Genomic DNA, 22,845 nt, shown 5'->3' on the forward strand with positions numbered 1-22,845 from the left:
GGCTATTGGTAGCACTCGGTATCAGGGCACGATCCGTTCAGTCTGTTTGACGGCGGCGACCTGTCGAGCTGCTCTTGCGAGATTTGCCGGTGCCTGCCCGACGCTGCTGGGGACGACGGGATTTACCCTTGACCGGGCTATGGCTTGGTAGCCCACTGAACGCCTGGGTATTCAGCTGGCAAGCCTGGCCGACCAGGTTGTGCAGCTGCTCCAGCAAGGGCTGCATAAAGCCGTCATATTTCAGCGCTCGTTCGCTGATATCGTTAAGCTGACGCTCCCAGTGCGCGGTCATATCCGGCACTGTGGTGCTTTCTGGCAAGGTATTGATCAGCGCACACCCTAGTGGCGTCGCCAGGATACTTTTGCCTTCGCGGTGTAAAAAACCGCGTTTGAACAGCAGTTCGATAATGCTGGCCCGGGTGGCTTCGGTGCCGAGGCCGTCGGTGTCCTTGAGGATTTTTCTCAGCTGCCGGTCTTTGACAAAACGGTTGATGCCCGTCATCGCCGCCAACAAGCTGGCATCGGAAAAATGCGCCGGGGGCTGGGTGTGTTTTTCATCAACCCTTGGCTCGCCACTCCAGACCAGCTGACCCGGAGATAACGCCGGTAATGGCTGCGATTGTGAGTCTGGCCTGTCTGCAGCGGGCCGCTGTTTGCCGGGTGGCATGGCGGCTTTCCAGCCAGGTTCCAGGTTCTCGCGTTCGTTGGCGACAAACCGGCCCCCGGCAATTTCCAGTTCGATCCGGCGATCCGCGTAGCGATATGGGGGATAAAACTGCAGCAGATACTGCCGTGCAATCAGGCTGTAGAGCTGTTTTTCCGTCAGCGTCAGACGATCTGCTCCGGTGTTTTTTTCGGTCGGAATAATGGCGTGGTGGGCTTCGACCTTGCGGTCGTTCCAGGCTTTCGAGCGTAGCCCCAGATTGGCTCCCTGCACCACGCTGGCCAGCTCGGGCTGATGTTGCCCAATCGCCTGAATCACCGCTTCCCGGCGACTGTAGTGATCCATCGGCAAGTAACGGCAATCGGAACGAGGATAGGTGATCAGCTGATATTTTTCGTACAACGACTGGCAGCCGTCGAGCACGTGTTTGGCGCTCAGGCCAAAGGCTTTGGCAGCATCGATCTGCAGGGCCGACAAGTTGTAAGGCAAGGGCGCGGCTTGCTGTTTTTCCTTGCGATCCGTCGCAGTAACCCGCGCTTCCTGTTGCCGGATACGGGTGGCGACGTTATTGGCCAGCCGGGGATTCAGTACCCGGCCTTCTTCGTCCTGATGACTGGCACAGGCATCACTGGGTTGCCAGCTGGCATAAAAGCACAGTGGCTGGTCGGCCTGCAGATGAATCGCCGCACAGACTTCATAAAAGGGCCGGGAGACAAATTGCCGGATTTCTTCATCCCGTCGTACCACCAGACCAAGAATCGGGGTTTGCACCCGACCGACCGACAGTACTTGTTTTAACCCTCCTTGCTGCCCCTTGAGCGTACAGGCCCGCGTCAGGTTGATGCCATACAGCCAGTCCGCCCGGCTGCGCGCCAGGGCCGAGGTCGACAGCGGTATAAACTCCTGGTTGGAGCGCAGTTGCGTCAGCGCCCGGCTTACGGCCTTGGGGTTGAGATCACTGACCAGCAAACGTTGCATGTTCTGGCGCTTGGCACTCGGAACATTCAGGTAGCTGATCACTTCATCCACCAGCAGTTGTCCTTCGCGGTCCGGGTCACCGGCGTGCACCAGCTGACTGGCTTCTTTTACCAGTTTGCGTAGCACCGTCAGTTGTTTGCGGGTCTGGCTTTTGGGTTGCAGTTGCCAGCTGTCAGGTACAATTGGCAAGACATCCAGCCGCCACTGTTTGAAGGCCGGGTTGTAGGCTTCAGGCTCGGCCTGTTCGAGCAAATGGCCGATACACCAGCTGACCACATCGCCATTGGCAGCGCGCACAAAGCCTTCACCTTTTTGGTGAGGCTTGGGCAGTACCGCCGCAATGGCGCGACCAAGGGAAGGTTTTTCAGCAATAAACAGGCGCATGGAATGTCTGTATAACTGGGATTTTGTACAGTATATCCAGACTGGGAACAAAAGAAACCGTCAGTACCAGGCGCTATCGCTGAACTGGCGGTATCTATGAGTTGGCAAAGAATGGCGCAACCAGCAGCAACCAGCAGCGTTCCGGGCCTGTGCCCTGACTAGCCACAGGCCCACCGGGCAATCAGATACCCCAGTTCACATCATCGTCGTCATCGGTACAGTTACTACGGAAAGACGACAGGCTTGATCGACTGCATTCCAGATCGGTCACCACAATATCAATACCATCGTAATAACCTTCGATCAGCATCCAGTCATCATCGTCAATGGCATCGTTCAGATCACTACACTGACTGAAGCTGCTGCAATCCAGATCCGGGGCGCTGTCGTACAGGTCGATGGAACCGCCACTGCTTTCGGACAGTTCACTGCCACGCACAATCATCTTGAAATCGTAGCTGCTGCCGATGCGGTCATCCGGGCTGCTGTCATCCTCATCCAGTTCAACAGCGGTAATGCTGCCGCCATCACTGGTGGTCACCACCACATCAATATAAGGACGCTCACCCCATACCGGAGTAAAACCGTCGATATCGTCTTCCAGTTGCAGCAGCTCGTATTCATCAGAGCTGTTTACCTTGTACAGCAGACACATGGCGGCATCGGCCAGACCACAGTCACTCTGGAACCAACCGATATACCAGGAGGCATCGCTGTCACCTTCGCACGTGCTGTCAAAGTCGTCTTCGGCGGCAGAGCACAGCACGTATTCCAGCGCAATGGTGCCTTCATCGTCGACACTGAACTCCAGCTGGGTTACATAGCTGTTGGCCACCGCAGCGGTCAGGTCATCACAGGCTTCGTTACAGGCAAAGTCGATCTCGCTGGCCAGCTCCCAGGTGGCGTCATCCAGTTCATACAGAATGCCAACGTCGGTGTATAACGATATGGAGAAGGTATCTTCGCTGTCATCAACCGCTTCGGTAGAAATAATGCTGTTGAAAACATAACTGCTGGGGTCGCCATCATCATCAAACGAGACGGTGACGTAGACTTCGTAACGGTTGCCCCAGACGAAGTCATCAAAGCCGCTGAACGATTCCTCGACAACTTCCCAGCTGTCGCTGCTGTCTTCCCGAATGCGGAAGCAAAGCGAGGTGCTATCGGAGTCGCATTGCTCTTTGTAATAATCAACCAGCCGGGTTTCTACCTGGTCATCCCAGGTTCGCCCCAGCTCCAGGCAGCCTGACAGTGCCAGGGCCATCAGCGGCAATATCAACCGTATTATCCAACGCATAGGTTCAAATTCTCTGTCATCGGGTCAGTAACCAACGGAACAACCCGTTCAGTCAGGTTAGAGCGCCCCCCGTTACGCCGAGGTCTTAACCATCAACCATCGGCCATATTTTGTTGCAGCAGAATCGGCATGGCGTAACCAGTCAGAACCTGCTTTTGTACGTCTTGTGCTTCGCCTTCAATCCGTTGCCACAAGGTATCCTGGATCTGGCGACTGCTGTCACCGGCCCGGGCCTGCAGATAGCAGGAAAAACGCTGCTGTAACAGGCGCACGGCGGCATGATGCACGGGCAGGATTTCGGTCATATCCCGGATCTGGCGATCAATCGCGGCCGCCATGGTTTCGGCACTGGCAAGATCGTCGTCACTCAGCGGTTGGCCAAAATCCACATGGATCGTGCCTTTCTGGCCCACGATACCGGTCAACAAACTACGGGTATCTTCCCCTTCTTCCTTGCTGTAACTGCCGTATTTCGCCCGAGCCACCAGCTCTCTGGCTTTCATCAGATCACAGGGGTCCCACTCGTATTGAATACACACAGGCACCGGACGCAAGGCCGACAGGGTCTCGGCAAAGGTTTCTTTATGTTCCCGGCCGTTTAATGCCAGCATTTTCAGTACCGCTTTGTCGGTCAGGTCGACGCCGTTTTTGGCGCGGCCTTCCCGCTGGGCAATCCAGACCGATTCACGCTGTGCCAGCGAATAGCGAATATAGCCCGACAATTGCTGCAGTGCCGTCAGCTTTTCGCGTTTATTGGTAATGTTTCGTCGAACAATGAAGGATTTATTAAGCCGCATCACGTCGGCAATATCCGGATGGCTGAGCAAGTTATCACCAATCGCAATGCGACTGGTTGGCCAGCCGGCCTGATACAACGAGTAGTTGATCAGCGTTGGGTCCATGGCAATATCGCGATGATTGGAAATCCAGAGATGCCCCTGATCCGGAGACATGCTATCCAGCCCCCGTACCACAACGTCGGTGGTGGTTTTGGCCAGTAACCGCTCGACCCAGCCTTCCATCCACATCTGGAAGTCGTGCACGGTATTCACATTCGCCAACTGGCGATCCAGCAGGTAGCGCGCCACTGGCAGCAGCCACTCCCGCAACCAGTGCGGCAACATAGGCAGGCGGTATTTCAACAGCGCCCGGTGCAAGGTGTCGGATTGACTCACTCGCTCAAGTACAGCGGCAACTTCATCATCCTGGTAGGGGCGGATATCAGCGTAACGATCAGGCATTGGCTTATCTGGATTCAACAATGAAAGGCGCGGGGATGATGCCTGAACAAAGTGTTTCTGTTAAGGCACATTGCCGGATGTGGTACCGTTAAGCCCATAAAATTTCAGCTCAGTACACCGTACTGACGATTTTTGAGGAGATACCCGATGATTGAGCAGTGGCAACCGGCTTCCAGCCAAACCGGCACACCGGATTCCGACACGCTGCAGCAATTGCTTGCGGCTCTACCCACAGCCCAGGAAGCCACGGTCATTAACAGCGATCAACTGGACGCCGGGGCGCTGAAAACCGTGCAATCCTGGATCAAGCTGGATGAGGCGGCCTGGCAAGCGGCCCTGACGGCAATGGACACCGATCAGTTACTGCCACTGGCGGCTTTTTTTGCCAGCGCTGAACAACAATTGGAAGGCTGGCACTGCGGCAGCAGCAACCCGGCGATCTGGATCTTCCGTTATCTGAAAAAACAGGGTACCCCCGCCAGCAGGGAACAGGTCCGGGCGATCAAGGCTCTGACGGATAACCGCTATATCCCTCACGGCAGCGCACTCTGATACCAGGTCAGCCAACGCAGCCGGAGCAAGCCCCCGGAAGTACAAACCGGCGTTATGAATCCGGCGTTACCGCTGCCGGCCCCAGGTCGTTGTTCGACAGTGCCAGGAACATGGGCAACTCCCGGCGCAGATCTTCCAGCCGGACGGGCTTGGCCAGATAACCATTCATACCGGCGGCTTCGCACTCTTCTTTCCGGTCAACCATCACATCAGCAGACAACGCCACAATCAGTACCGCCGGAAGCTGCTGTTGCTGCTCACGCTGGCGAATTTCGCGACAGGCGGCGAGGCCGTCCAATACCGGCATATGACAGTCCATCAGGATCAGATCGAACTCTCCGCTGGCGCTTTTTTCCACGGCTTCGCGGCCATTGTTGGCCAATGTGACAACGCAGCCGAGGTGTATCAGCATCTGGGAGGCGACCTTTTGGTTGACGCCATTGTCTTCTGCCAACAGTACCCGACAGTTTTTCAGCAGGGTGTTTTCTTCAGCAATCGCGATCCCCGTTCCCTGATAACGATTGGTGCGGGTAATCATCAATTGTGGTCGGGCGGGCTGCTGTAACAAACGTCCCAACAAATCACGCAGGTTGCTCTGGCTGATTGGCCAGTCCCAGTGCGCGCCCACACCTTGCGCCAGCAGTTCATCACGCCCCGTGGTCAGTACATCCATGGAGGACAGGGCCAATCGTATCGGTGTGTCGGCCAGCAGTTGACGCAGATAATCGTCACCTTCTTGCCAGGTGCGGTAGGCCATCACCAGAATGGTGGGTTGTGTTTCCTCCAGGGCAAGCAGCAAATCCGAGACCCGGTCAAACTCCCGGTACACCATGCCCAGTTGACGAGCAATGGACATCAGCAAGGTACGGTTCACTTGCAGCTCATCACAGACCCACAGGGTTTGTTCACCCAACAACGGAATCGCACCGTCGTTTTCCAGCGCTGTTACAGCGACCGGCAAGGTCACGTCGAACCAGAAATTGGAACCGACACCAGGGGTGCTGACGACCCCGACATGCCCACCCATCAGTTGGGCCAGCCGCCGACAGATGCTTAACCCCAGCCCGGTACCACCGGCTTCAACTGAAATACGGCCATGCACAAAGCTGTATTCCTCAAACAGAGCCACCACTTTGCTGGCGCTAATACCAATACCGGAATCCTCAACCGAAAATCTCAGCTGCACTTCACTCACCATGTTGCGGACTTTGACCACCCGCAGCAATACATGGCCGGACTCGGTGAATTTGATGGCGTTATTAAGATAATTCATCAGTACCTGACGAATCCGTACCGGATCGCCGATCAACTGCGAGGGCAGTTTTTCATCCACAAACGATTGCATCACCAGCTGTTTTTCCTGTGCCCGGCAAGACACCATCTCCAACAGGCTTTGTACCAATTCCGGCAGGTCGAATACTTCAGCTTCAATGCTGAGCTTGCCCGCATCGATTTTCGAAATATCGAGAATATCATTGATAATGGCCAGCAAATGCTCGGATGAGCTTTGGATAACCCGTTGAAATCCGCGCTGTTCTTCGTCGAGGTGGGTCTGTTCCATCAACGACACCATCCCCAGCAGGCCGGTCATCGGGGTGCGGATCTCGTGGCTCATATTGGCGAGGAAACGGCTCTTGGCCAGGTTGGAACGGTCGGCATAATCGCGGCTTTTCTCCAGCGACTGCCGTTGCCGGACCAGGTCTGATATATCATGAAAATACACCAGGGCTTCATCATCGTTTTGTGGATCGGCGGCTGTCTGTAGCTGCCAGCAATAAACCGTCCCCGAGGCTGATAGTACTTCCATCGTCATCTCTGCGCCGCTGGCATGTTTGTCCAGCACCTTGCGCAGAATCGCCAGCCAGGCTTCCCGATCGGACAAGGGAAGCCAGTTGGTCAATTTTTTACCGCGACTCAAGGTTTGTCCAGCCAGAGTCCGGTTGGCCTCCAGCACGACGCCATCGGCATCGACGCGCACCAGCACATTGGGGGATTGCACCCACCACTGTTGCAGTTGTTGATTACACTGGGTCAGGTCATCCAGCTGTTGGTGCATACGGCTTTTTGCTCGCAGCAGCAACACCACCGCCAGTACCAACAGAACCAGGATGACCCATAATGCGATGTTGTTTTCTGAAAAAATATCTGCCATAGCCACCTTATTGAGCTATTGAGCCCTCCTTGCAAGCAGAACCAGCCCTTATCCGGTACACCCTGGGCTAGCATGAAGAGTCATTCATATTCAGCAACTCAACGAAACGCTTCTGCTCTGTTGGCCAACACAGTCGGTGCCAGCCGTCATGGCTGTCATTCTCTGTGATATTGGCCCCTGCCACTATACACAATACTGCTTGCGACACGTTTTCGCGGCGAATCCTATCGACAGCAGCTATCCATACTTCACTGGAAAGCACCATAGCAGCCGGTATCTGCTCTGCATAGCAATAGCCAAACTGCATCGCATCAACAGCCACCTGTGGATCCCATCCCGCCCGCCGGGCGGCTGAAGCCAGTTCCGCCGCCATCACTTCCGATTCTGCCAGGATCAGCAAGCCGCGGCTTTGATCCTGCAACTCATTCGGCACAGGCATCTCGTTACTCTGCAAAAACCGGACAAACCCGGCCACAGGAACACGATTATCACCTCGTCCCGGCAATTTGTAAGCCTCCAGATGACCGCGCTCGATCCAGCGGATAACCGTTCTGAAGTTGACGCCACAATATTTCGCCACTTCACCGGTCGTCAGTACCTGTTTTCCTCTCACAACATCACCCAACCAATAAATACATTGGTTTCAGTATAGATAGCCTTTGGCCATTGCAAGACTGAAACAGTATGCTGTCGCCAAGGCACCGGAGCGTGATAGTAGAAAGTGCACTCTTACACGATCAGCCCCAGGAAAGGAATAACGATGACGTTCAAGGTATTATTGGTTGGTAACGCAGCCGGTATTTTGCACTCAATTTCCAGATTACTACTCAGTGAACACATCGCAGTACAGACCACAACCGGTACAGCAGAAGCGCTTGATTATCTGGCCAGCTACCCAGTACACGTACTGATTATTGATTCCCAGACACCAGAGCTGGATGAACTGTCACTGTGCCAGCAAGCACGGCAGATCAGCCCTGGCAGCTATCGCATCCTGCTGACCAACCAACTGGATTCAGCGCGGCTGCGACAGGCACGCCAGCAAGGTGCCATCCATAAACTGATTGCCACACCCTGGAATAACCTGGTTCTGATACGTGATATTATCGAGGGTGCGCGACAGGCCAACCTGATGCAGCAGGCTCATTCTCTGCAGTCCGCCCTCAATACCCAGCAGCCCGTATTACTGACAGATCGCAACTGGGTTATTCGCCTTGCCAACCAACCAATCTGTGATGCCCTGCAGGTAAACGAAGAGCAACTGCTCGGCCGCAACCTGTTTACTGGCACGATAAGCCACATGCCGGTCGCTCTGGAAGCAGAGATCACCCGTCAAACCGAAGCCAACCAAACCTGGCTGGGTTACTTTAACCTGATAGTCCAGCAACGTCGTATCCAGCCCACCTGGATGGCGATAACCTCGATCAGTGATGACTTCCGGCTCTGTATCTGCAGCCTGCTCGATAGCGTGACCGAACGACACACCAATCCCGACAGCGACACCCAGCGTTATGCCGGTCTGCACCAGCTGAATCAGATGGAGAGCTATCTGACCCAGTCCGATGGCATCACCTGTATCCTGCTGATCAGTTTCGATCCGGATCAGGTCTTTGATACTGGCTTGAGCCGCCTCTGTTACGAGCGCATTGCCGAAGCCACTACCTCACCGTCACCGATCTTCCAGCCAGCACATCATCTGTTTCTGGTTCCTGTTATCGCCGACCCTGCCAACCCCTGTACCCAGGGCCTGTGCCAAGCCATCGCCCAGGGGTTCCGCCAGCCGCTGTCGCATCAAGGGCAAGCCGTCATGCTCAGCCCCGACATTAATTGCAGCTGGGGACAATCAACACAACACACACCGGACGCAGCAACATCACTCAAACATATCCGCCAGCATCTGGGGCTGGAAGGCCCCGACACCCCGTCCCTCGAACAGGTACAACCGTACAAATCGGCTCTGTCCGCCACGACCTTGCCAACGCAACAGCGCCAGCAAAGTGATTTTCACGCTACCCCTATATTCGATTCCCAAGGCGCACTCGCCGGACTGGAGCTGCTGCCCGAATATATGGCCAAGCCCGATCTGTGTCACCGCTGGCTGGAAGATATGCACATCACCTGGCAGCAACATTTCCTCCAGCCGATGTACGTTATTCTCCGTGTCGCCGACCTTACCGATCACTGCAGGCAACACCTGACCAGCTGCCTGGCCGCATGGCCCCAGCAGGCCGGAAAGCCAGCCCCGGTCTGGTGTATTGTTCTGCCATGGACGCCAGAAGAGCCAACCCCCAGGCTGGAGGAGGCATTGCGGCAACTGGATATACAGCTGATATTCGAAATCACGGACCCTCAACATCAACAACGCCTGCCTGGCTATCAGAGCCTATCGGCCATGGATGTGGACGGTTTCAGCCTGCCTCCCTGCATGATCTCCCATGCCCGCCAGGCGTTACATCAAGGCCAGCCCTTACTGCAGCGGCTGCAGCAGGATGGCCTCATTATCTATGCCCATGGCATCGACTCGACCGAAGCACTGGCGGCAGCACATCAAAGCGGTATCGACTGGATGAGTGGTGATGCCCTGTCACGTAAAGTGAACGCCGCCCAACTGTACTGGTTTGCCATCAATGACTGATTTCTCATGTATGATGAGCGGCTAATCGGAGGAACCCCTGTGAACAAAGACCAAGCCTATCACCAGATTGCTCTGGCCTGCCTGAAATCCCTGCGCAACACCAGCGCCAGCAGCTCGGATGCCATCTCCGAGCTATACGGCACCATTGATGCTGCTTTCCAGCAACAATTTGCTCTGGTACTAACGGAACTGGAAGACAGCCGCGCGCGTCTTAACCGCATTAGTGAGCTAGATCCCGGCACCAGCACATTGGGCGATGCCCAGGCGATTGCCCAAAGCCGGGGCACATCACACTGACCACGGGCCTGAAGTCAGACTTCAGGCAACTCACCCAGATTGACCGCGACTTGTAGTAGGAGCAGGTATGTTATCGCCCCGTTACTGGATTTTTATTGTTATTGTTCTGGCCGCCATCGGATATTCCATGCTCAAACCCGCTTCTGCTCCACCGTCTGCCGTCGTCTCTGACTGCAATGACGCCACTCCCTGGAACTGCCGGGAAGACGGGGACACCAGTCCTATTGTCAGCCCGTCAGACCCGTTCAAGTATGAATACGTCCAGCTCGACAATGGCCTGCGTGTCCTGCTGGTATCCACGCCCGGTACCGACAAGGCCGCCGCCGCCATGACCGTCGCCACTGGCAGTGGTGACGACCCTGACGGTCGCGAAGGTCTGGCGCATTTCCTGGAGCACATGCTGTTCCTGGGCACCGAGCCTTACCCGGAAGCGGGGGAATACCAGGCCTTTATCAGCCGCCACGGTGGCAGCCACAATGCCTTCACCGCTCACCAGCAAACCACCTACTTTTTCTCTATCGACAACGACGCCATGAGTGGTGCGCTGGATCGTTTTGCGCCATTTTTTATCTCCCCAAGCTTTGACGAAGCCTATGTCGATCGTGAGAAAAACGCCGTTCATGCCGAATACAGCGCCAAGATAAAAGACGATTTCCGCCGTATTTTCTCGGCTGAAAAACAGGCCATGAACCCGGCCCACCCTTATGCTGGTTTTGCGACCGGCAATCTCGACACCCTGTCAGATCGCCCTGACCGCAAAATTCGTGATGACCTGATCGAGTTTTACCAACAGCATTACAGCGCCGATCAGATGACCCTGGTACTGGCAGGCAACTACCCGCTACAACAGCTGCAGGACTGGGCCAAAAACCACTTCAGCGCCGTCCCCAAGCGCGATATCCAGCTCGCCGACTCACGGCCGCCGATGTTTGTACCGGAACAGTTACCGCTCGACGTCAATATCGAGCCGGTGAAAGAAATCCGCCGGTTACAATTTACCTTCCCGATGCCAGAAACCCAGTCGCTGTATCAATACAAACCGCTGCAGCTACTGTCCAACCTGATTGGCCATGAAGGCGAAGGCAGCATCCTCGCCTTATTGAAAGAAAAAGGCTGGGCTGAAGGCCTCAGTGCCGGACGCTCCATCAGCACCCGGTTTGAATCCAACCTGGTCGTCCAGATTGAGCTGACCCGCAGCGGCCTGCTGCATGTCGACAACATCACGCAAATACTCGAACACTACGTTGACCTGCTGAAAGCGCAGCCGATTCCTGCCTACCTGATGACCGAACAGCAGCAACTGAGCGAAATGTCATTCCGCTTCCAGCAACATGGCCGCCTGTCAGACTACGCCGTACGCCTGAGCAGCAATCTGCAGGTTTACCCACCCGAACAAGTGATCCATGGTGATTATTTATGGTGGCCTATCGCGCAACCCGAACTTGCTCCTTTCCTCGATGCACTGAACATGGATAACGTCTTGCGTACCCTGATTGCCCCTGGCGTTACCACCGAGATGGTCGACCCCTGGTACAACACCCCGATGCGTATTCGTCCATCCAACTATCGCGCAACCGACGTCGCGACCGATGGTCTTGAGCAGCTTCACCTGCCAGCGCCCAACCCCTTTATCCCGCAAGACTTCAGCCTCAACAGCGAGGCAGAACAAACCGTACCCGAAATACTGATCGACCAGCCCGGACAACAGCTCTGGTATTACCCGGAACACGAGTTCCTGCAACCACGCAGCCGCATTACCCTGGAGCTGCAACACGCCGATATCGCCACCCCACGCGGCATGGTATTGGCCCAGCTGTATACCCGCGCCGTGAATGAAGCCCTGAACACCTACAGTTACCCGGCACATCTGGCCGGACTGAGCTATGGCCTCAGTGCCAACACTCGCGGTCTGCAACTGATGCTGTCCGGCTACCAGGATAAACTGCCCGAGCTGCTCAAACGGGTACTCGAAGGCATGCAACAGGTCAATATCAGCGATGACCAGTTCCAGCGCTATCAAGCCTCGCTGCAGCGTAATCTGGAAAACCAGCTCAAGGCCAAGCCCTACGAACGCGGCATCGCCGAGCTGAAACGCCAGATTTACTCCCCCAGCTTTAACGAACAGCAACTGCTGGCTGAACTGGGCTCCGTCAGTCGCGCCGATGTCGCAGCCTTCGCCAACGCCCTGAAAGGCCAGACCGCCACCCGTATGTACATCCACGGCAGCATGAGCAAGGCCGATGCCGAAGCCGTCGCCCACCAGGTAGCCGAAGTCTACCCGGCCAATCCGGAGCAACAGTCCGAGCTGTCCGTACTCAAGCTCCCGGCGGGTAAATTCCAGCAGTCGCTCGATCTCGATCACAAAGACAAGGTCATGGTGCTGTACCTGCAGGGACAAGACACCAGCGATCACAACCGTGCCCGCATCGCCCTGCTCGGCCAGATGATCAGCGCCCCGTATTACCAGTACATGCGTACCGAACAGCAGCTGGGTTACATCGTCTTTGCCACCGTTTATCCACAGCGCAGCGTGCCCGGGCTGGTCTTTATTGTACAATCACCGGAGCACTCCCCCAGCGACCTGCTCAGCCACAGCCAGACCTTCTGGAACAGCTATCAAGACTCGCTGGCCAATATGAGTGATGATGAATTTGCCGACTTCAAAGACGGCCTGATCAACCTGTTGCTGCAACCGGCTCGCAACATGAGCGAAAAAGCCGACCTGTTCTGGCGTGATATTGACCTGCAGCGCACCGGTTTTGATACCAGCCGCGCCATTGCCAGAGAAGTCGAATCCCTGACACTGGCAGAAATCCAGGCGCTGTATCAGCGCCTGATTTTACAGGCCGAGGTTCCTTGGTTACTGTTTACCCAGGGCGACCCTGTGCCAGACTGGCAACCCATCAACCGCCTGCCGCGTGAGCAAATGACACCGTTTGAACTGCCGCGCTAACCGGTACACCACACGAGGCCTGGCCATTCTGGCCAGCGCCCGGGGGAGAACATCATGAAAACCTGGCAAAATCTGGACGAACTGACTCTGACCAACCATTACGCCGACCTGCCGGCATCCTGGTATCACGCCATCGAACCAACTCCCTTGCCGAACCCCCGCATTATCAGCGTTAACTCGATGGTCGCCGAACAACTTCAGATCAACCCCTGCAGCCTCGACCCACAAGCGCTGGCAGACTGGCTCGGTGGCCACACCTTGCCACCAGGCGCCAAACCACTGGCCATGAAATACAGCGGCCATCAGTTTGGCGTCTACAACCCGCAACTGGGTGATGGCCGCGGTCTACTGCTGGGCGAACTGCCCGTCGATGGCGACTACTGGGACCTCCATCTCAAGGGTGCCGGGCAAACCCGCTACTCCCGCATGGGCGATGGCCGGGCGGTCTTACGCTCCAGCCTGCGGGAATACCTGATTGGCGAAGCACTCACACACCTCGGCATCCCCTCTACCCGGGCCTTGGCGGTCTGTGTCAGCAGCCAGAAGATCCAGCGCGAACGGGTCGAACTGGCGGCAACAATCTTACGGGTCAGCCGTTGCCATATCCGTTTTGGTCACTTCGAACACCTGTATTACACCCGCCAGTTTGATGGCCTGAAACAACTGGCCGACTATTGCCTCGCCCGGTATTACCCCGACTGCCAATCGGCCGAAAACCCTTACCTGGCCATGTTTCTGCAAATCAGCCAACGCAGCGCCGAGATGGTCGCCGGTTGGCAAGCCTATGGTTTTTTGCACGGCGTAATGAATACCGACAATATGTCGATTCTGGGCGAAACCTTTGATCACGGCCCTTTTGCGTTTATCGATCGCTGGCAAGAAAACGCCGTCTATAACCACACCGACCAGGAAGGCCGTTACGCCTTCGACCAGCAGCCCGGTATTATCCAATGGAACCTGTCTGCACTGGGGCAGGCACTGACACCACTGGTGCCAATCGACGACCTGAAAGACGCACTGGAACAGTTCACTGGTTATTATGAAACAGCCTATCGGCAACGCATGTCTGCCCGCCTCGGACTGGCGACCCCCCAGCCAGGGGATGACGAGCTGATTCAACGCTGGCGCAACCTGCTGGCCCAGCATCAGGCTGATTACAACCCGCTCTACCGGGCCTTGTCAGAAGCCCAGCAAGATGACGAAGGCCAACCCGGCCTGAACCATCTCGACCTCGCCCCCTGGCAAATCATGCTCAACGACTGGCTGCCGCAATACCGCCAACGGCTGCAACAGGAAAGCCGCCATGCCGCCGACCGGCGCGGCGCCATGCTGGCCGTTAACCCGGCCTATACCCTGCGGACCCATGTTGCCCAGCACCTGATCGATCGTGCTGAAGAAGGGGATTACCAGCCACTCAATGACTGGCTCGCCATTTTGCAGAACCCGTTTGATGAACACCCTGGTTTTGAGCAATGGCGTCGTGCCCCGGACACCAAAGGACTGGTGATGTTGAGCTGCTCGTCGTAAAGCGCAACCAGTGGTGAGTGGTAATAGCGCTAGGCCGTGATGCTGCTGGGCCGTGCTGACCCAGCCAATCAGACGACGATCACCTTAAAAACCGGCGCATTAAAAAACGTGTAAAAGAACCTATAAAAAGACGAATAAAAGGACAGCGGGATTTAAAGGATTAGGAGTTATCCACCCTGTTGTTTTGTTATACCATAACAAAACAACAGGAGAGCCAACCCATGAAACCACACCTACATTATGCCGCCGGGATACTGCTGACCACCGCCTGGCTGACGCACGCGGCCCCCGCCCACCAACATGGCGTCGCGACCCTGCAAGTCGCCCTGTCCGACACCAGGCTGCAAGTTGAATTACATTCACCCTTGATGAACCTCGCCGGATTTGAAGGTCGCGCCAATACCGAAGAGCAGCGCCAGGCTCTGGCTAACGTCAAGCAGCGTTTTACTTCGGAAATGATTCAGGCTCCTCAGTGCCAGTTGCAACAGGCGTCGTTTGATTGGCCGGACCATGATGAGCATGACCATGACGAACATGACCATGACGAACATGACCACGACGAACATGACCACGACGAACATGACCACGATGAGCATGACCATGACGAACATGACCACGACGAACATGACCACGACGAGCATGACCACGACGAACACGGCCATAGCGATCTGACCGTCGTCTGGGACTTCCAATGCCCCTCAACCGGAGCCATCACCCTGGACTCCCAACTGATCACCACTTTCCCTGGTATCGAAACACTGCAATTATTATGGATAACCGAACAGCAACAAGGCGCAGACAGCTTCGATAGCGACCAACCCATCCTGCTGCCACGGCCCTGAATCCGGCTACCTGCCTGATCATCAGCTGACGCCATCGTCCTCGGTGGCTCTGGTGTCAGCTCTGCTCCTCACCCTGAAAATTACCAGCCATCAAGCGAGCAAGCCGCTGGAATTCAGCCCTCTCTGAGGGCTGAAGACCTTTGGTCATGCGCTGCACAATGCATTCATCCATACGATTGAGCTCCTCCACAACCGCAACCCCTCTCTCGGTCGTCAGCAGATACTGACTGCGTTTGTCATTGGGGTTGGGCGCTTTACTGATCAGCTCTTGATCTATCAGAGCATTAATCAGCCGCGTTACCTGAGCCTTGTCCCGCCCCAGAAAGCTGGCAATATCAATCGCTGTGCAAGGCTGTTTTCTGTCAATAATCTTGATCACCCGGAGGTGCATCGGTGTGACTTCCAGATCGAGTTGTTCCGCCTGCTGGTGCAGCTGGCGTTTTACAGCGAGCATCAGATGAAAAAAACTCTCCAATAAATATTCTTCCGACAAATGTTCTTCTGACACCAGAAAACTCCTGACAAGCAGCTAAAAAGTAGTTGACAAAATCAACCAAAAACCAATATGGTTGCTATTATCAACTACATTGAAACCGGCTTCAAGCCAGGAGACCACCATGAATACACGAACGGCACCCGACTCTCTGGCAGCAGCACCTGAAAAAACGCTCCTGCTGTACAAGATACTGACAGTCCTGGCCATCATGAGTGTGATTGGCGGCTCACTGACAGCAGTCATGACCTATATGAACGTCGGTTATTCCGATGACTTTCTGGCCGCCTGGCAAGGGGCTTTTCTCTCAGCGCTGGTCATTATGCCAGTAGGTATTCTGCTGATGGGCTTGGTCAGCAAGCTGATTGGGCTATGGCTGCCCAACAAGACGGAATTAACACGCAACCTGCTCGCCGGAAGCATCATGGCCTGCCTGATGGAATCCATCCTGGCCTTCAGTACTGCTGTCAATACGACTGGTTTTGCGGATAACGAAGCATTGCTGCATGGCTGGCTCGACGGTTTTCTCGCCGCCCTGCCTTTGGGGCTGGTATTGATGTTGATGATGTCGCTGACGATCAAACCCAAACTTGAACGCTTTCTGAAAAGCTAGATCTGGCATCCGACCCGGCCACAAGCCCTGAACCATCAGGGCTGCCATCGACAACCACAATTCAACTCTTGTTTATTCATCTGTTCATCGGAATCATGACCATGAAAGCAGCGCACCAGTACCGTATACGCATTGATCACATCAGCCCGGACGGTTCAGACACCGCCGGACAAGCATTCGAATTTACCTTTGCCAGCCATGATGAGTTATTGACGATTATCGACACACTGCAGCACCGATCCGATATCAGCCCGCAACAAGCAGCGCCTTTGGGGCTGGGCATCAAGCTGTTTGGCAGCGTCATGATGAAACATCGCTCCGAGCCGCTGTTTGCCGACCTCTGGCCGCACTTTTCAGGCTTTATGAAAAATCTGAAAAAGTAACCACGCTAGTCATAATACAACTCGCGCTTTTCCAACTGGAGAGAATAGGCCGACTGGCCCAGACCATTGACGTTTTGCTCCAGGAACAGAACACCTTCCAGCCAGACCGGGTCGTAAATCGATTCCAGCACAAATCCGTCTTCCACCTCGACATGGACAATCTGGTTCGGTGGTGGGGGTGGGACATGAATACAGGCACCAAAAAACGGTACCAGGAAAAATTCGATCACCCGTTGTTGGTCATCAAAATTGATCGGCACAATAAAACCCGGTATCCGTACCCTGACACCATTCAACTCTGCACGCGTGCGGGTCGACTCCAGTGCCGCCTGATAACGCTGCATCTGGGCGGCATCTTCCAGTGAGGTGTCGCTGGTAATCTGGCTGGCCAGTCCGCTTGCCATATCATCTGCCGCCGATCCTTCCACAATACCGTCGAGTATCGCCGGGCGATCCATCAAGGCTGCCAAATCATCCTCGGGCAGCAGATCGATCCACTCCACTTCGCGGAGCTCCTGGCTAACGGCTTGCACCACGGGTGTTGCAGAAGCGGGAGATGAATCAGAGCACCCAGCCATAAAGAGCAGTAATAGCAAACTGCCGGATAACAAACCTGTATTCATAGTCAGTACTCAGTACTCTGAAGAATTAATGCTCTTTGCTTGTTACTATATAACAAACCACAAACCCCAGAGAAACCTATGCTGGCAATTGAGTTACGGGACGTTGAATTCCACTACCCATCCGCCCCGCCAGAGCATGCTTTACACATTCCCCATTGGCAGGTTGATCATGGCCAACGACTGTTTTTGCACGGTCGTTCTGGCAGCGGTAAAACCACGCTATTGCGTCTGTTAACCGGCATGATGTTACCGCAACAAGGCCAGATACGCATCCTGGGAGAAGACATCCAGACCATGTCGGCTTCGCAGCGGGACAGTTTCCGGGCACGCCATATTGGCCAGATTTCGCAGCAGTTTTATCTGCTGCCGTATTTGTCCGTTGCTGACAATATTCGCCTGGCGGCGGTACTGGCCAAAAAATCCAGCGCCGCGCTGGATAACAACATTTACCAGTTGCTAGAAAAACTGGACATGCCCGCCAACCTGTTCCATCAGACCGCAGGCCGTCTCAGTCAAGGTCAACAACAACGGGTGGCCATAGCCCGCGCCTTGATCAACCAGCCACCGCTGCTGTTTGCCGATGAACCCACCTCGGCGCTGGATGAAGATTCTGCCGCTGCTTTTATTCGCTTGTTGCTGCAAAACCTGACCCCCGACACCACCCTGATCATGATCAGCCACGACCACCGACAGGCCGACTGGTTTGATCAATCGGTTGCCTTGCAGGATCTTACTGTCGTTAGAGAGGATATTTGAGATGTTATGGCGTATTGCTCGCTTGAGCCTCTGGCATCGGCGCATCACCATCGGCCTGATTGTGTTGGCACTGACCCTGGCGTTTGCCGTCTTGCTGGCGGTAGAACATATTCGCCACGAGGTGCGCGATACCTTTACCGGCACCGTCTCCGGGGTGGATCTGATCGTGGGTGCCCGTACCGGCTCCAGCAACCTGCTGCTGTACTCCCTGTTTGGTATCGGCAGCCCGACCCGCAACATGAGCTGGGACAGTGTTGAAACAATCCGGCAACAGCCTGCGGTTGATTGGGTCGTGCCCTTGTCGATGGGAGATTCTCATCGAGGCTTTCGCGTACTGGCCACCAGCAGTGACTTTTTCACACACTTTCATTATGGCCAGAAACACCCGCTACAGTGGCAGCACGGGCAAGGCTTTGCCACGGCCAGCGATGTGGTCATTGGCTCATCGGTGGCGCAACAACTGGGCTATGACCTCGGCGACAGTCTGGTGCTGGCTCATGGCCAGGGGCGAACCAGTTTCAGCCGCCATACCGACCATCCGTTTACCATTACCGGGGTGCTGCAACCCACCGGCACTCCCATTGACCAGACCTTGCTGATTGGCCTTGATGCCATGGACCTGATTCATGGTGGCAAACCGGGCGCACACCCTGAGTCCATCAGCGCCCTGCTGGTTGGCCTCAACAGCCGCATCCAGACCTTTACCTTGCAACGCCAGATCAACGAATTTGACGACGAAGCCCTGCTGGCTATTTTGCCTGGCGTCGAATTGTCCTTGCTGTGGGAAAACCTGGGCTGGATCGAAACCAGCCTGAGGTCGATTGCCGCGCTGGTGTTGCTGTCGTCCATGCTGGGCATGATTACCCTGCTGCTGGTGTCAATCCAGCAACGGCAACAGGAGCTTGGCACGCTACGTTCACTGGGGGCTGGCCCCTGGTTCGTATTTGCGCTGATTGAAATCGAAGTATTGCTGATTACCGCCAGCGCCTTGCTGTTGGCATTGCTGACAACCCAGCTGGGCCTGCTGGCCGCTGGTCAATGGCTGGCTCATATCACAGGTATCCAGCTGACCTTGCTGAAAATCGATGCCCGGTTACTGGGCTGGCTGGGATTGTTGCTGCTGATTTCCCTGCTCGCGGCAGTGATACCGGCCTGGCTTGCCAGTCGTCGTTCCTTGCTGCAACAGTTACACAGTGAGTCGCATTAACAGAGGAAACGGATAATTCTCCGGGCGGTTGGTGGCAGGTCATCACCGCCCGTGTCCATCGAACAACCTGACCATCTGTATCCACAAACCGCCACCCACAAACCGGTATTCGCAAACCACTATTCATGCCAGCCAAGTACTTGCCTGAACATAATACAATGCTGGTATCTTCGTCTTGCGTGGCTATTTCTGGCACCTATCTATCGAACCAAGCCGCGGCGTTATTACAAACCATATCATGGACACCAAGATGCACATCAAACACCCGTTAGTTATTGTTTTTTCACTGGCCAGCCTGAGTGGCTGCGCTACCGCAGACACCTATTCCGGCTCCGGCACTGTCATTCAGGGCGCAGCCACGGTCGAGCAGAACAACCTGTTTAGCTGCGAACGAGGCCATTCACGCCTGTCTCCGGTTGGTATCAAGTCCAGCGGTCAAAAACAGTTCGTTGTGCCCGCCGAAGTCCAGTATGACGAGCGCTACTTTGCTGCCGATCTTTATAATGAATGTTCCGGCGTCACACCGCGTTCATTGGCCGAGCTGTCCGTTGAGGATGTGGCCGTTGTCAGCATTGATCCGGACGGCGAGGTCGTGACCGGTTATATTTTTGCCGACAACTATTTTGAACTCTATGTGAATGGCCAACTGGTGGCGGTTGATCCGGTGCCCTTTACCCCCTTTAACGCCAATATCGTTCGCTTCAAGGTCAGCAAACCCTATGAGCTTGCGATCAAGCTGGTCGATTGGGAAGAACATGCCGGACTCGGCAGTGAGAGCAATCGTGGCAAACCCTTTCATCCCGGGGATGGCGGATTTATTGCCAGCTTTTCCGATGGTACCCTCACCGGCCCCGACTGGTATGCCCAGACTTACTACACAGCACCGGTTTTTGATCTGAGCTGCCTTGAAGAGATCGGCTCCCGCCGTGTATCAGAACGCTGCAGCACCGCTAGCAGGGATAACGCCCGTGGCGCCTATTCTGTCCACTGGGATATCCCAACCGATTGGCAAACCAGCCAGGAATATCGGACATGGCCCACGGCAACCACCTATTCCGAAGACGAAATAGGGGTAAACAACAAAAAAGCCTATATGAATTTCCGCGAGAAATTTGGCGCAGCGGGAGCCAGCTTTATCTGGTCTGACAATGTCGTGCTGGATAACCTGGTGCTGTTGCGGCATCGCGTCGAGTAAGCACCCGGTTGCCCCTACATTGCCACCAGGCCCCCAATCAACCCCTGCTTCCGCAGGGGTTAACGCTCAGGCAGCGGCAAAATCGATACTGAAAAACAACCGGCTATCGCCTTCGCTCACCACGGGAGAGCGGTGGATCAGACCTCGTCCTTCGTTACCTTCCCAGCCTTCACCCTTGAGCAGCGCCATATCGCCGCACGACAACTGCTGGATCGCTTCGGGTATCTGGCATGGGTCGCGGGGATTACCTCCCAATGCCTGCCGGTCAGCGCCGTATTCGGCCAGCCATTCCGTACCCGGGCCATACAAGCTGGCTACCAAGCGCGCTGGCACATGGTCGACATGGAAGCGGGGGCACATGGCCTGCTGCAACGACACCAGACGAATATACATCGCCGGAGGCTCAAACAGCGCCGCAAAAATGCCAATATGCTGGCTCAACCAGCGGGCCAGTACATCGGCGTGCTGCAAGGTGGTCGGCAAGCTGCTGTTCAGCCCTTGCACCAGCTCCGCTTCGGTACCCGATAACGCCAGCCGGAAACCCGGCTGGGTCAGTGCCAGATACTGACAATCCGCTCGTAACTGTTGTCGCTCCAGCTCAGAAAAACCTTCATGTGCCGACTCAGGCAGAATGGCGATATTGATGTCCGGTTCATACAGGCGCTGCAGTTCGACAATATGGCCCACGGTCAGGCTGCGCAGCAGCGGTGTTTCGGTTTCCGGGGTTCTGTCTGCCACTATCATCCGCCAAACTCCCACTCAGGAAAGGGATCATCCATCAGGCTCCACAGCTGTCGACCGGCGGCCAGCTCCTCATCGTTCAACAAACAGGCATCCAGCTCGGCTCGTACTGTTTCTTCTGCCATTCCCTGACCAATAAACACCAGCTCCTGACGCATATCACCAAACGGTTCAACCCAGTATTCACTGATAAAATCCAGAAACTCCTCATCCTCTGGCCAGTCTTGCTGCGGGATTGATTTCCAGAAACGCCCGGCACCGCCGTGATGGGCAATGCCCCCGGCCTGGCTCCACTGACCGGCAAACTCAGGCCGGCTGGCCAACCAGAAATAACCTTTTGAACGCACCAGACGGCCCTGTCGAGCAGTCCAGTCCTGATGCAAAAAATCATAAAACTTGCGCGGGTGAAACGGCCGTCTGGCCCGATAGGCAAACGAGGCGATGCCGTATTCTTCGGTTTCCGGCACATGTTCGCCACGTAATTCCTTGAGCCAGCCCGGAGCCTGACTGGCCTGGTCAAAATCAAAAGCGCCGGTACCCAATACTGCTTCCAGAGGCACCTGGCCATGCTGGATCGGAATCTTGTCCGCCTCTGGATTCAGTGCGTCCAGAATGCCAAGCAGACGCTGTAATTGCTCGCCATCAACCAGATCGGTTTTGCTGATCAGGATACGGTTACAGAATTCGACCTGATCCACTAACAGATCGGCCACGTTACGCTCATCGTCTTCACCGAGCGATTCGCCACTTTCCTGCAAACCTTTGGCAGCATCGTAGTCTTGCAGGAAGTTCACCGCATCGACCACCGTTACCAGGGTATCGAGACGCGCCACATCAGCCAGCGAACGGCCGTCTTCATCGGCAAAGGTAAAGGTCTCAGCCACCGGTAACGGCTCGGAAATACCCGTGGATTCAATCAGCAGATAATCAAAGCGGCCTTCTTCCGCCAGCTTGCGAATTTCAATCAGCAGGTCTTCGCGCAGCGTGCAGCAAATGCAGCCATTGCTCATTTCGACCAGCTTTTCTTCAGCGCGATTCAGGCTCACTTGCTGGCCTACCGCCATGGCATCGATATTGATTTCACTCATATCGTTGACGATCACGGCAACGCGTAAATTATCGCGATTATTCAAAATATGATTCAGCACCGTCGTTTTACCGGCCCCCAGAAAACCGGACAACAAGGTGACCGGTAACGGCTCAAAGTGCTTTGCAGACATAGTGGTGTTCCTCTTCATCAGGCAAGAGAACGCCCGCCGACCGCTAAATTTGCTGTCAGTTCTTGACGCTTCCCGCCTTTGTTATGTTATAA

General features: G+C 55.4%; 20 protein-coding genes. 11 read left to right on the forward strand and 9 right to left on the reverse strand.

The features are described 5' to 3' along the window. Positions 1-37 precede the first annotated feature (37 nt). From Q8W22_RS09230 to Q8W22_RS09240, 3 genes are all read right to left on the reverse strand, one after another. Positions 38-2,026, reverse strand: a complete 1,989-nt coding sequence (locus Q8W22_RS09230; protein ID WP_305452156.1) for a DNA topoisomerase III — start codon at positions 2,024-2,026, stop codon at positions 38-40. A 181-nt stretch (positions 2,027-2,207) separates the two neighbouring features. Continuing rightward, the gene (locus Q8W22_RS09235) at positions 2,208-3,323 is read right to left on the reverse strand and encodes a hypothetical protein (RefSeq protein WP_303433291.1); all 1,116 of its coding nucleotides are present in this window, start codon (positions 3,321-3,323) and stop codon (positions 2,208-2,210) included. Between the two features lie 92 nt (positions 3,324-3,415). Next, positions 3,416-4,564 carry a 1-acyl-sn-glycerol-3-phosphate acyltransferase gene (locus Q8W22_RS09240; protein WP_303433290.1) on the reverse strand — a complete coding sequence of 383 codons (1,149 nt, stop codon included), beginning with the start codon at positions 4,562-4,564 and terminating at the stop codon, positions 3,416-3,418. Positions 4,565-4,711: 147 nt separating this feature from the next. Between Q8W22_RS09240 and Q8W22_RS09245 the strand changes: the two genes are divergently transcribed. Beyond that, positions 4,712-5,116: a hypothetical protein gene (locus tag Q8W22_RS09245; RefSeq protein ID WP_305452157.1), complete on the forward strand. Its 405-nt coding sequence runs from the start codon at positions 4,712-4,714 to the stop codon at positions 5,114-5,116. Between the two features lie 52 nt (positions 5,117-5,168). Here Q8W22_RS09245 and Q8W22_RS09250 read toward each other — a convergent pair whose 3' ends face one another. Beyond that, positions 5,169-7,268: an ATP-binding protein gene (locus Q8W22_RS09250; protein ID WP_305452158.1), complete on the reverse strand. Its 2,100-nt coding sequence runs from the start codon at positions 7,266-7,268 to the stop codon at positions 5,169-5,171. Between the two features lie 67 nt (positions 7,269-7,335). After that, entirely contained in the window at positions 7,336-7,881 is a 546-nt protein-coding gene (locus Q8W22_RS09255; RefSeq protein WP_303433287.1) for a helix-turn-helix domain-containing protein, read from the reverse strand. A gap of 147 nt (positions 7,882-8,028) precedes the next feature. Here Q8W22_RS09255 and Q8W22_RS09260 point away from each other — a divergent pair, with 147 nt between their 5' ends. From Q8W22_RS09260 to Q8W22_RS09280, 5 genes are all read left to right on the forward strand, one after another. Next, positions 8,029-9,903 (forward strand): response regulator, encoded by a 1,875-nt coding sequence (locus Q8W22_RS09260; protein ID WP_305452159.1) that lies wholly within the window; start codon positions 8,029-8,031, stop codon positions 9,901-9,903. 39 nt (positions 9,904-9,942) lie between these two features. Beyond that, positions 9,943-10,200, forward strand: coding sequence for a hypothetical protein (locus tag Q8W22_RS09265; RefSeq protein ID WP_303433285.1), 258 nt, complete (start codon positions 9,943-9,945; stop codon positions 10,198-10,200). Between the two features lie 67 nt (positions 10,201-10,267). Then, complete coding sequence (locus Q8W22_RS09270) at positions 10,268-13,153, forward strand: insulinase family protein (RefSeq protein ID WP_305452160.1); 2,886 nt, start codon at positions 10,268-10,270, stop codon at positions 13,151-13,153. Positions 13,154-13,207: 54 nt separating this feature from the next. Continuing rightward, entirely contained in the window at positions 13,208-14,680 is a 1,473-nt protein-coding gene (locus Q8W22_RS09275; protein ID WP_305452161.1) for a YdiU family protein, read from the forward strand. 221 nt (positions 14,681-14,901) lie between these two features. After that, entirely contained in the window at positions 14,902-15,522 is a 621-nt protein-coding gene (locus Q8W22_RS09280; RefSeq protein WP_305452163.1) for a DUF2796 domain-containing protein, read from the forward strand. Positions 15,523-15,577: 55 nt separating this feature from the next. On the opposite strand, the gene Q8W22_RS09285 is transcribed toward Q8W22_RS09280, so the two are convergent. Then, positions 15,578-16,030, reverse strand: coding sequence for a MarR family winged helix-turn-helix transcriptional regulator (locus Q8W22_RS09285; RefSeq protein WP_305452165.1), 453 nt, complete (start codon positions 16,028-16,030; stop codon positions 15,578-15,580). Positions 16,031-16,139: 109 nt separating this feature from the next. Here Q8W22_RS09285 and Q8W22_RS09290 point away from each other — a divergent pair, with 109 nt between their 5' ends. Further along, positions 16,140-16,628, forward strand: a complete 489-nt coding sequence (locus Q8W22_RS09290) for a DUF2798 domain-containing protein (protein ID WP_305452167.1) — start codon at positions 16,140-16,142, stop codon at positions 16,626-16,628. A 101-nt stretch (positions 16,629-16,729) separates the two neighbouring features. Then, positions 16,730-17,011, forward strand: a complete 282-nt coding sequence (locus Q8W22_RS09295) for a DUF3861 domain-containing protein (protein WP_305452169.1) — start codon at positions 16,730-16,732, stop codon at positions 17,009-17,011. Between the two features lie 5 nt (positions 17,012-17,016). On the opposite strand, the gene Q8W22_RS09300 is transcribed toward Q8W22_RS09295, so the two are convergent. Further along, positions 17,017-17,634: a DUF3299 domain-containing protein gene (locus tag Q8W22_RS09300; RefSeq protein ID WP_305415083.1), complete on the reverse strand. Its 618-nt coding sequence runs from the start codon at positions 17,632-17,634 to the stop codon at positions 17,017-17,019. Positions 17,635-17,712: 78 nt separating this feature from the next. Between Q8W22_RS09300 and Q8W22_RS09305 the strand changes: the two genes are divergently transcribed. The 3 genes from Q8W22_RS09305 to Q8W22_RS09315 all read left to right on the forward strand — a co-directional run bounded on the left by Q8W22_RS09305 (position 17,713) and on the right by Q8W22_RS09315 (position 20,792). Beyond that, positions 17,713-18,390, forward strand: coding sequence for an ABC transporter ATP-binding protein (locus Q8W22_RS09305; RefSeq protein ID WP_303433277.1), 678 nt, complete (start codon positions 17,713-17,715; stop codon positions 18,388-18,390). A 1-nt stretch (position 18,391) separates the two neighbouring features. Then, entirely contained in the window at positions 18,392-19,597 is a 1,206-nt protein-coding gene (locus tag Q8W22_RS09310; protein ID WP_305452175.1) for an ABC transporter permease, read from the forward strand. A gap of 250 nt (positions 19,598-19,847) precedes the next feature. Then, positions 19,848-20,792 carry a hypothetical protein gene (locus Q8W22_RS09315; protein WP_305452176.1) on the forward strand — a complete coding sequence of 315 codons (945 nt, stop codon included), beginning with the start codon at positions 19,848-19,850 and terminating at the stop codon, positions 20,790-20,792. Between the two features lie 66 nt (positions 20,793-20,858). Here Q8W22_RS09315 and Q8W22_RS09320 read toward each other — a convergent pair whose 3' ends face one another. Next, positions 20,859-21,536: a DUF1826 domain-containing protein gene (locus Q8W22_RS09320; RefSeq protein WP_305452177.1), complete on the reverse strand. Its 678-nt coding sequence runs from the start codon at positions 21,534-21,536 to the stop codon at positions 20,859-20,861. After that, complete coding sequence (gene zigA, locus Q8W22_RS09325; protein WP_305452179.1) at positions 21,533-22,753, reverse strand: zinc metallochaperone GTPase ZigA; 1,221 nt, start codon at positions 22,751-22,753, stop codon at positions 21,533-21,535. Before zigA ends, Q8W22_RS09320 begins: the two co-directional genes overlap by 4 nt. Between the last annotated feature and the right edge of the window lie 92 nt (positions 22,754-22,845).

Origin of the sequence: Oceanobacter sp. 1_MG-2023, from assembly GCF_030689025.1 — a bacterium.
Lineage (GTDB): Bacteria > Pseudomonadota > Gammaproteobacteria > Pseudomonadales > Oceanobacteraceae > Oceanobacter.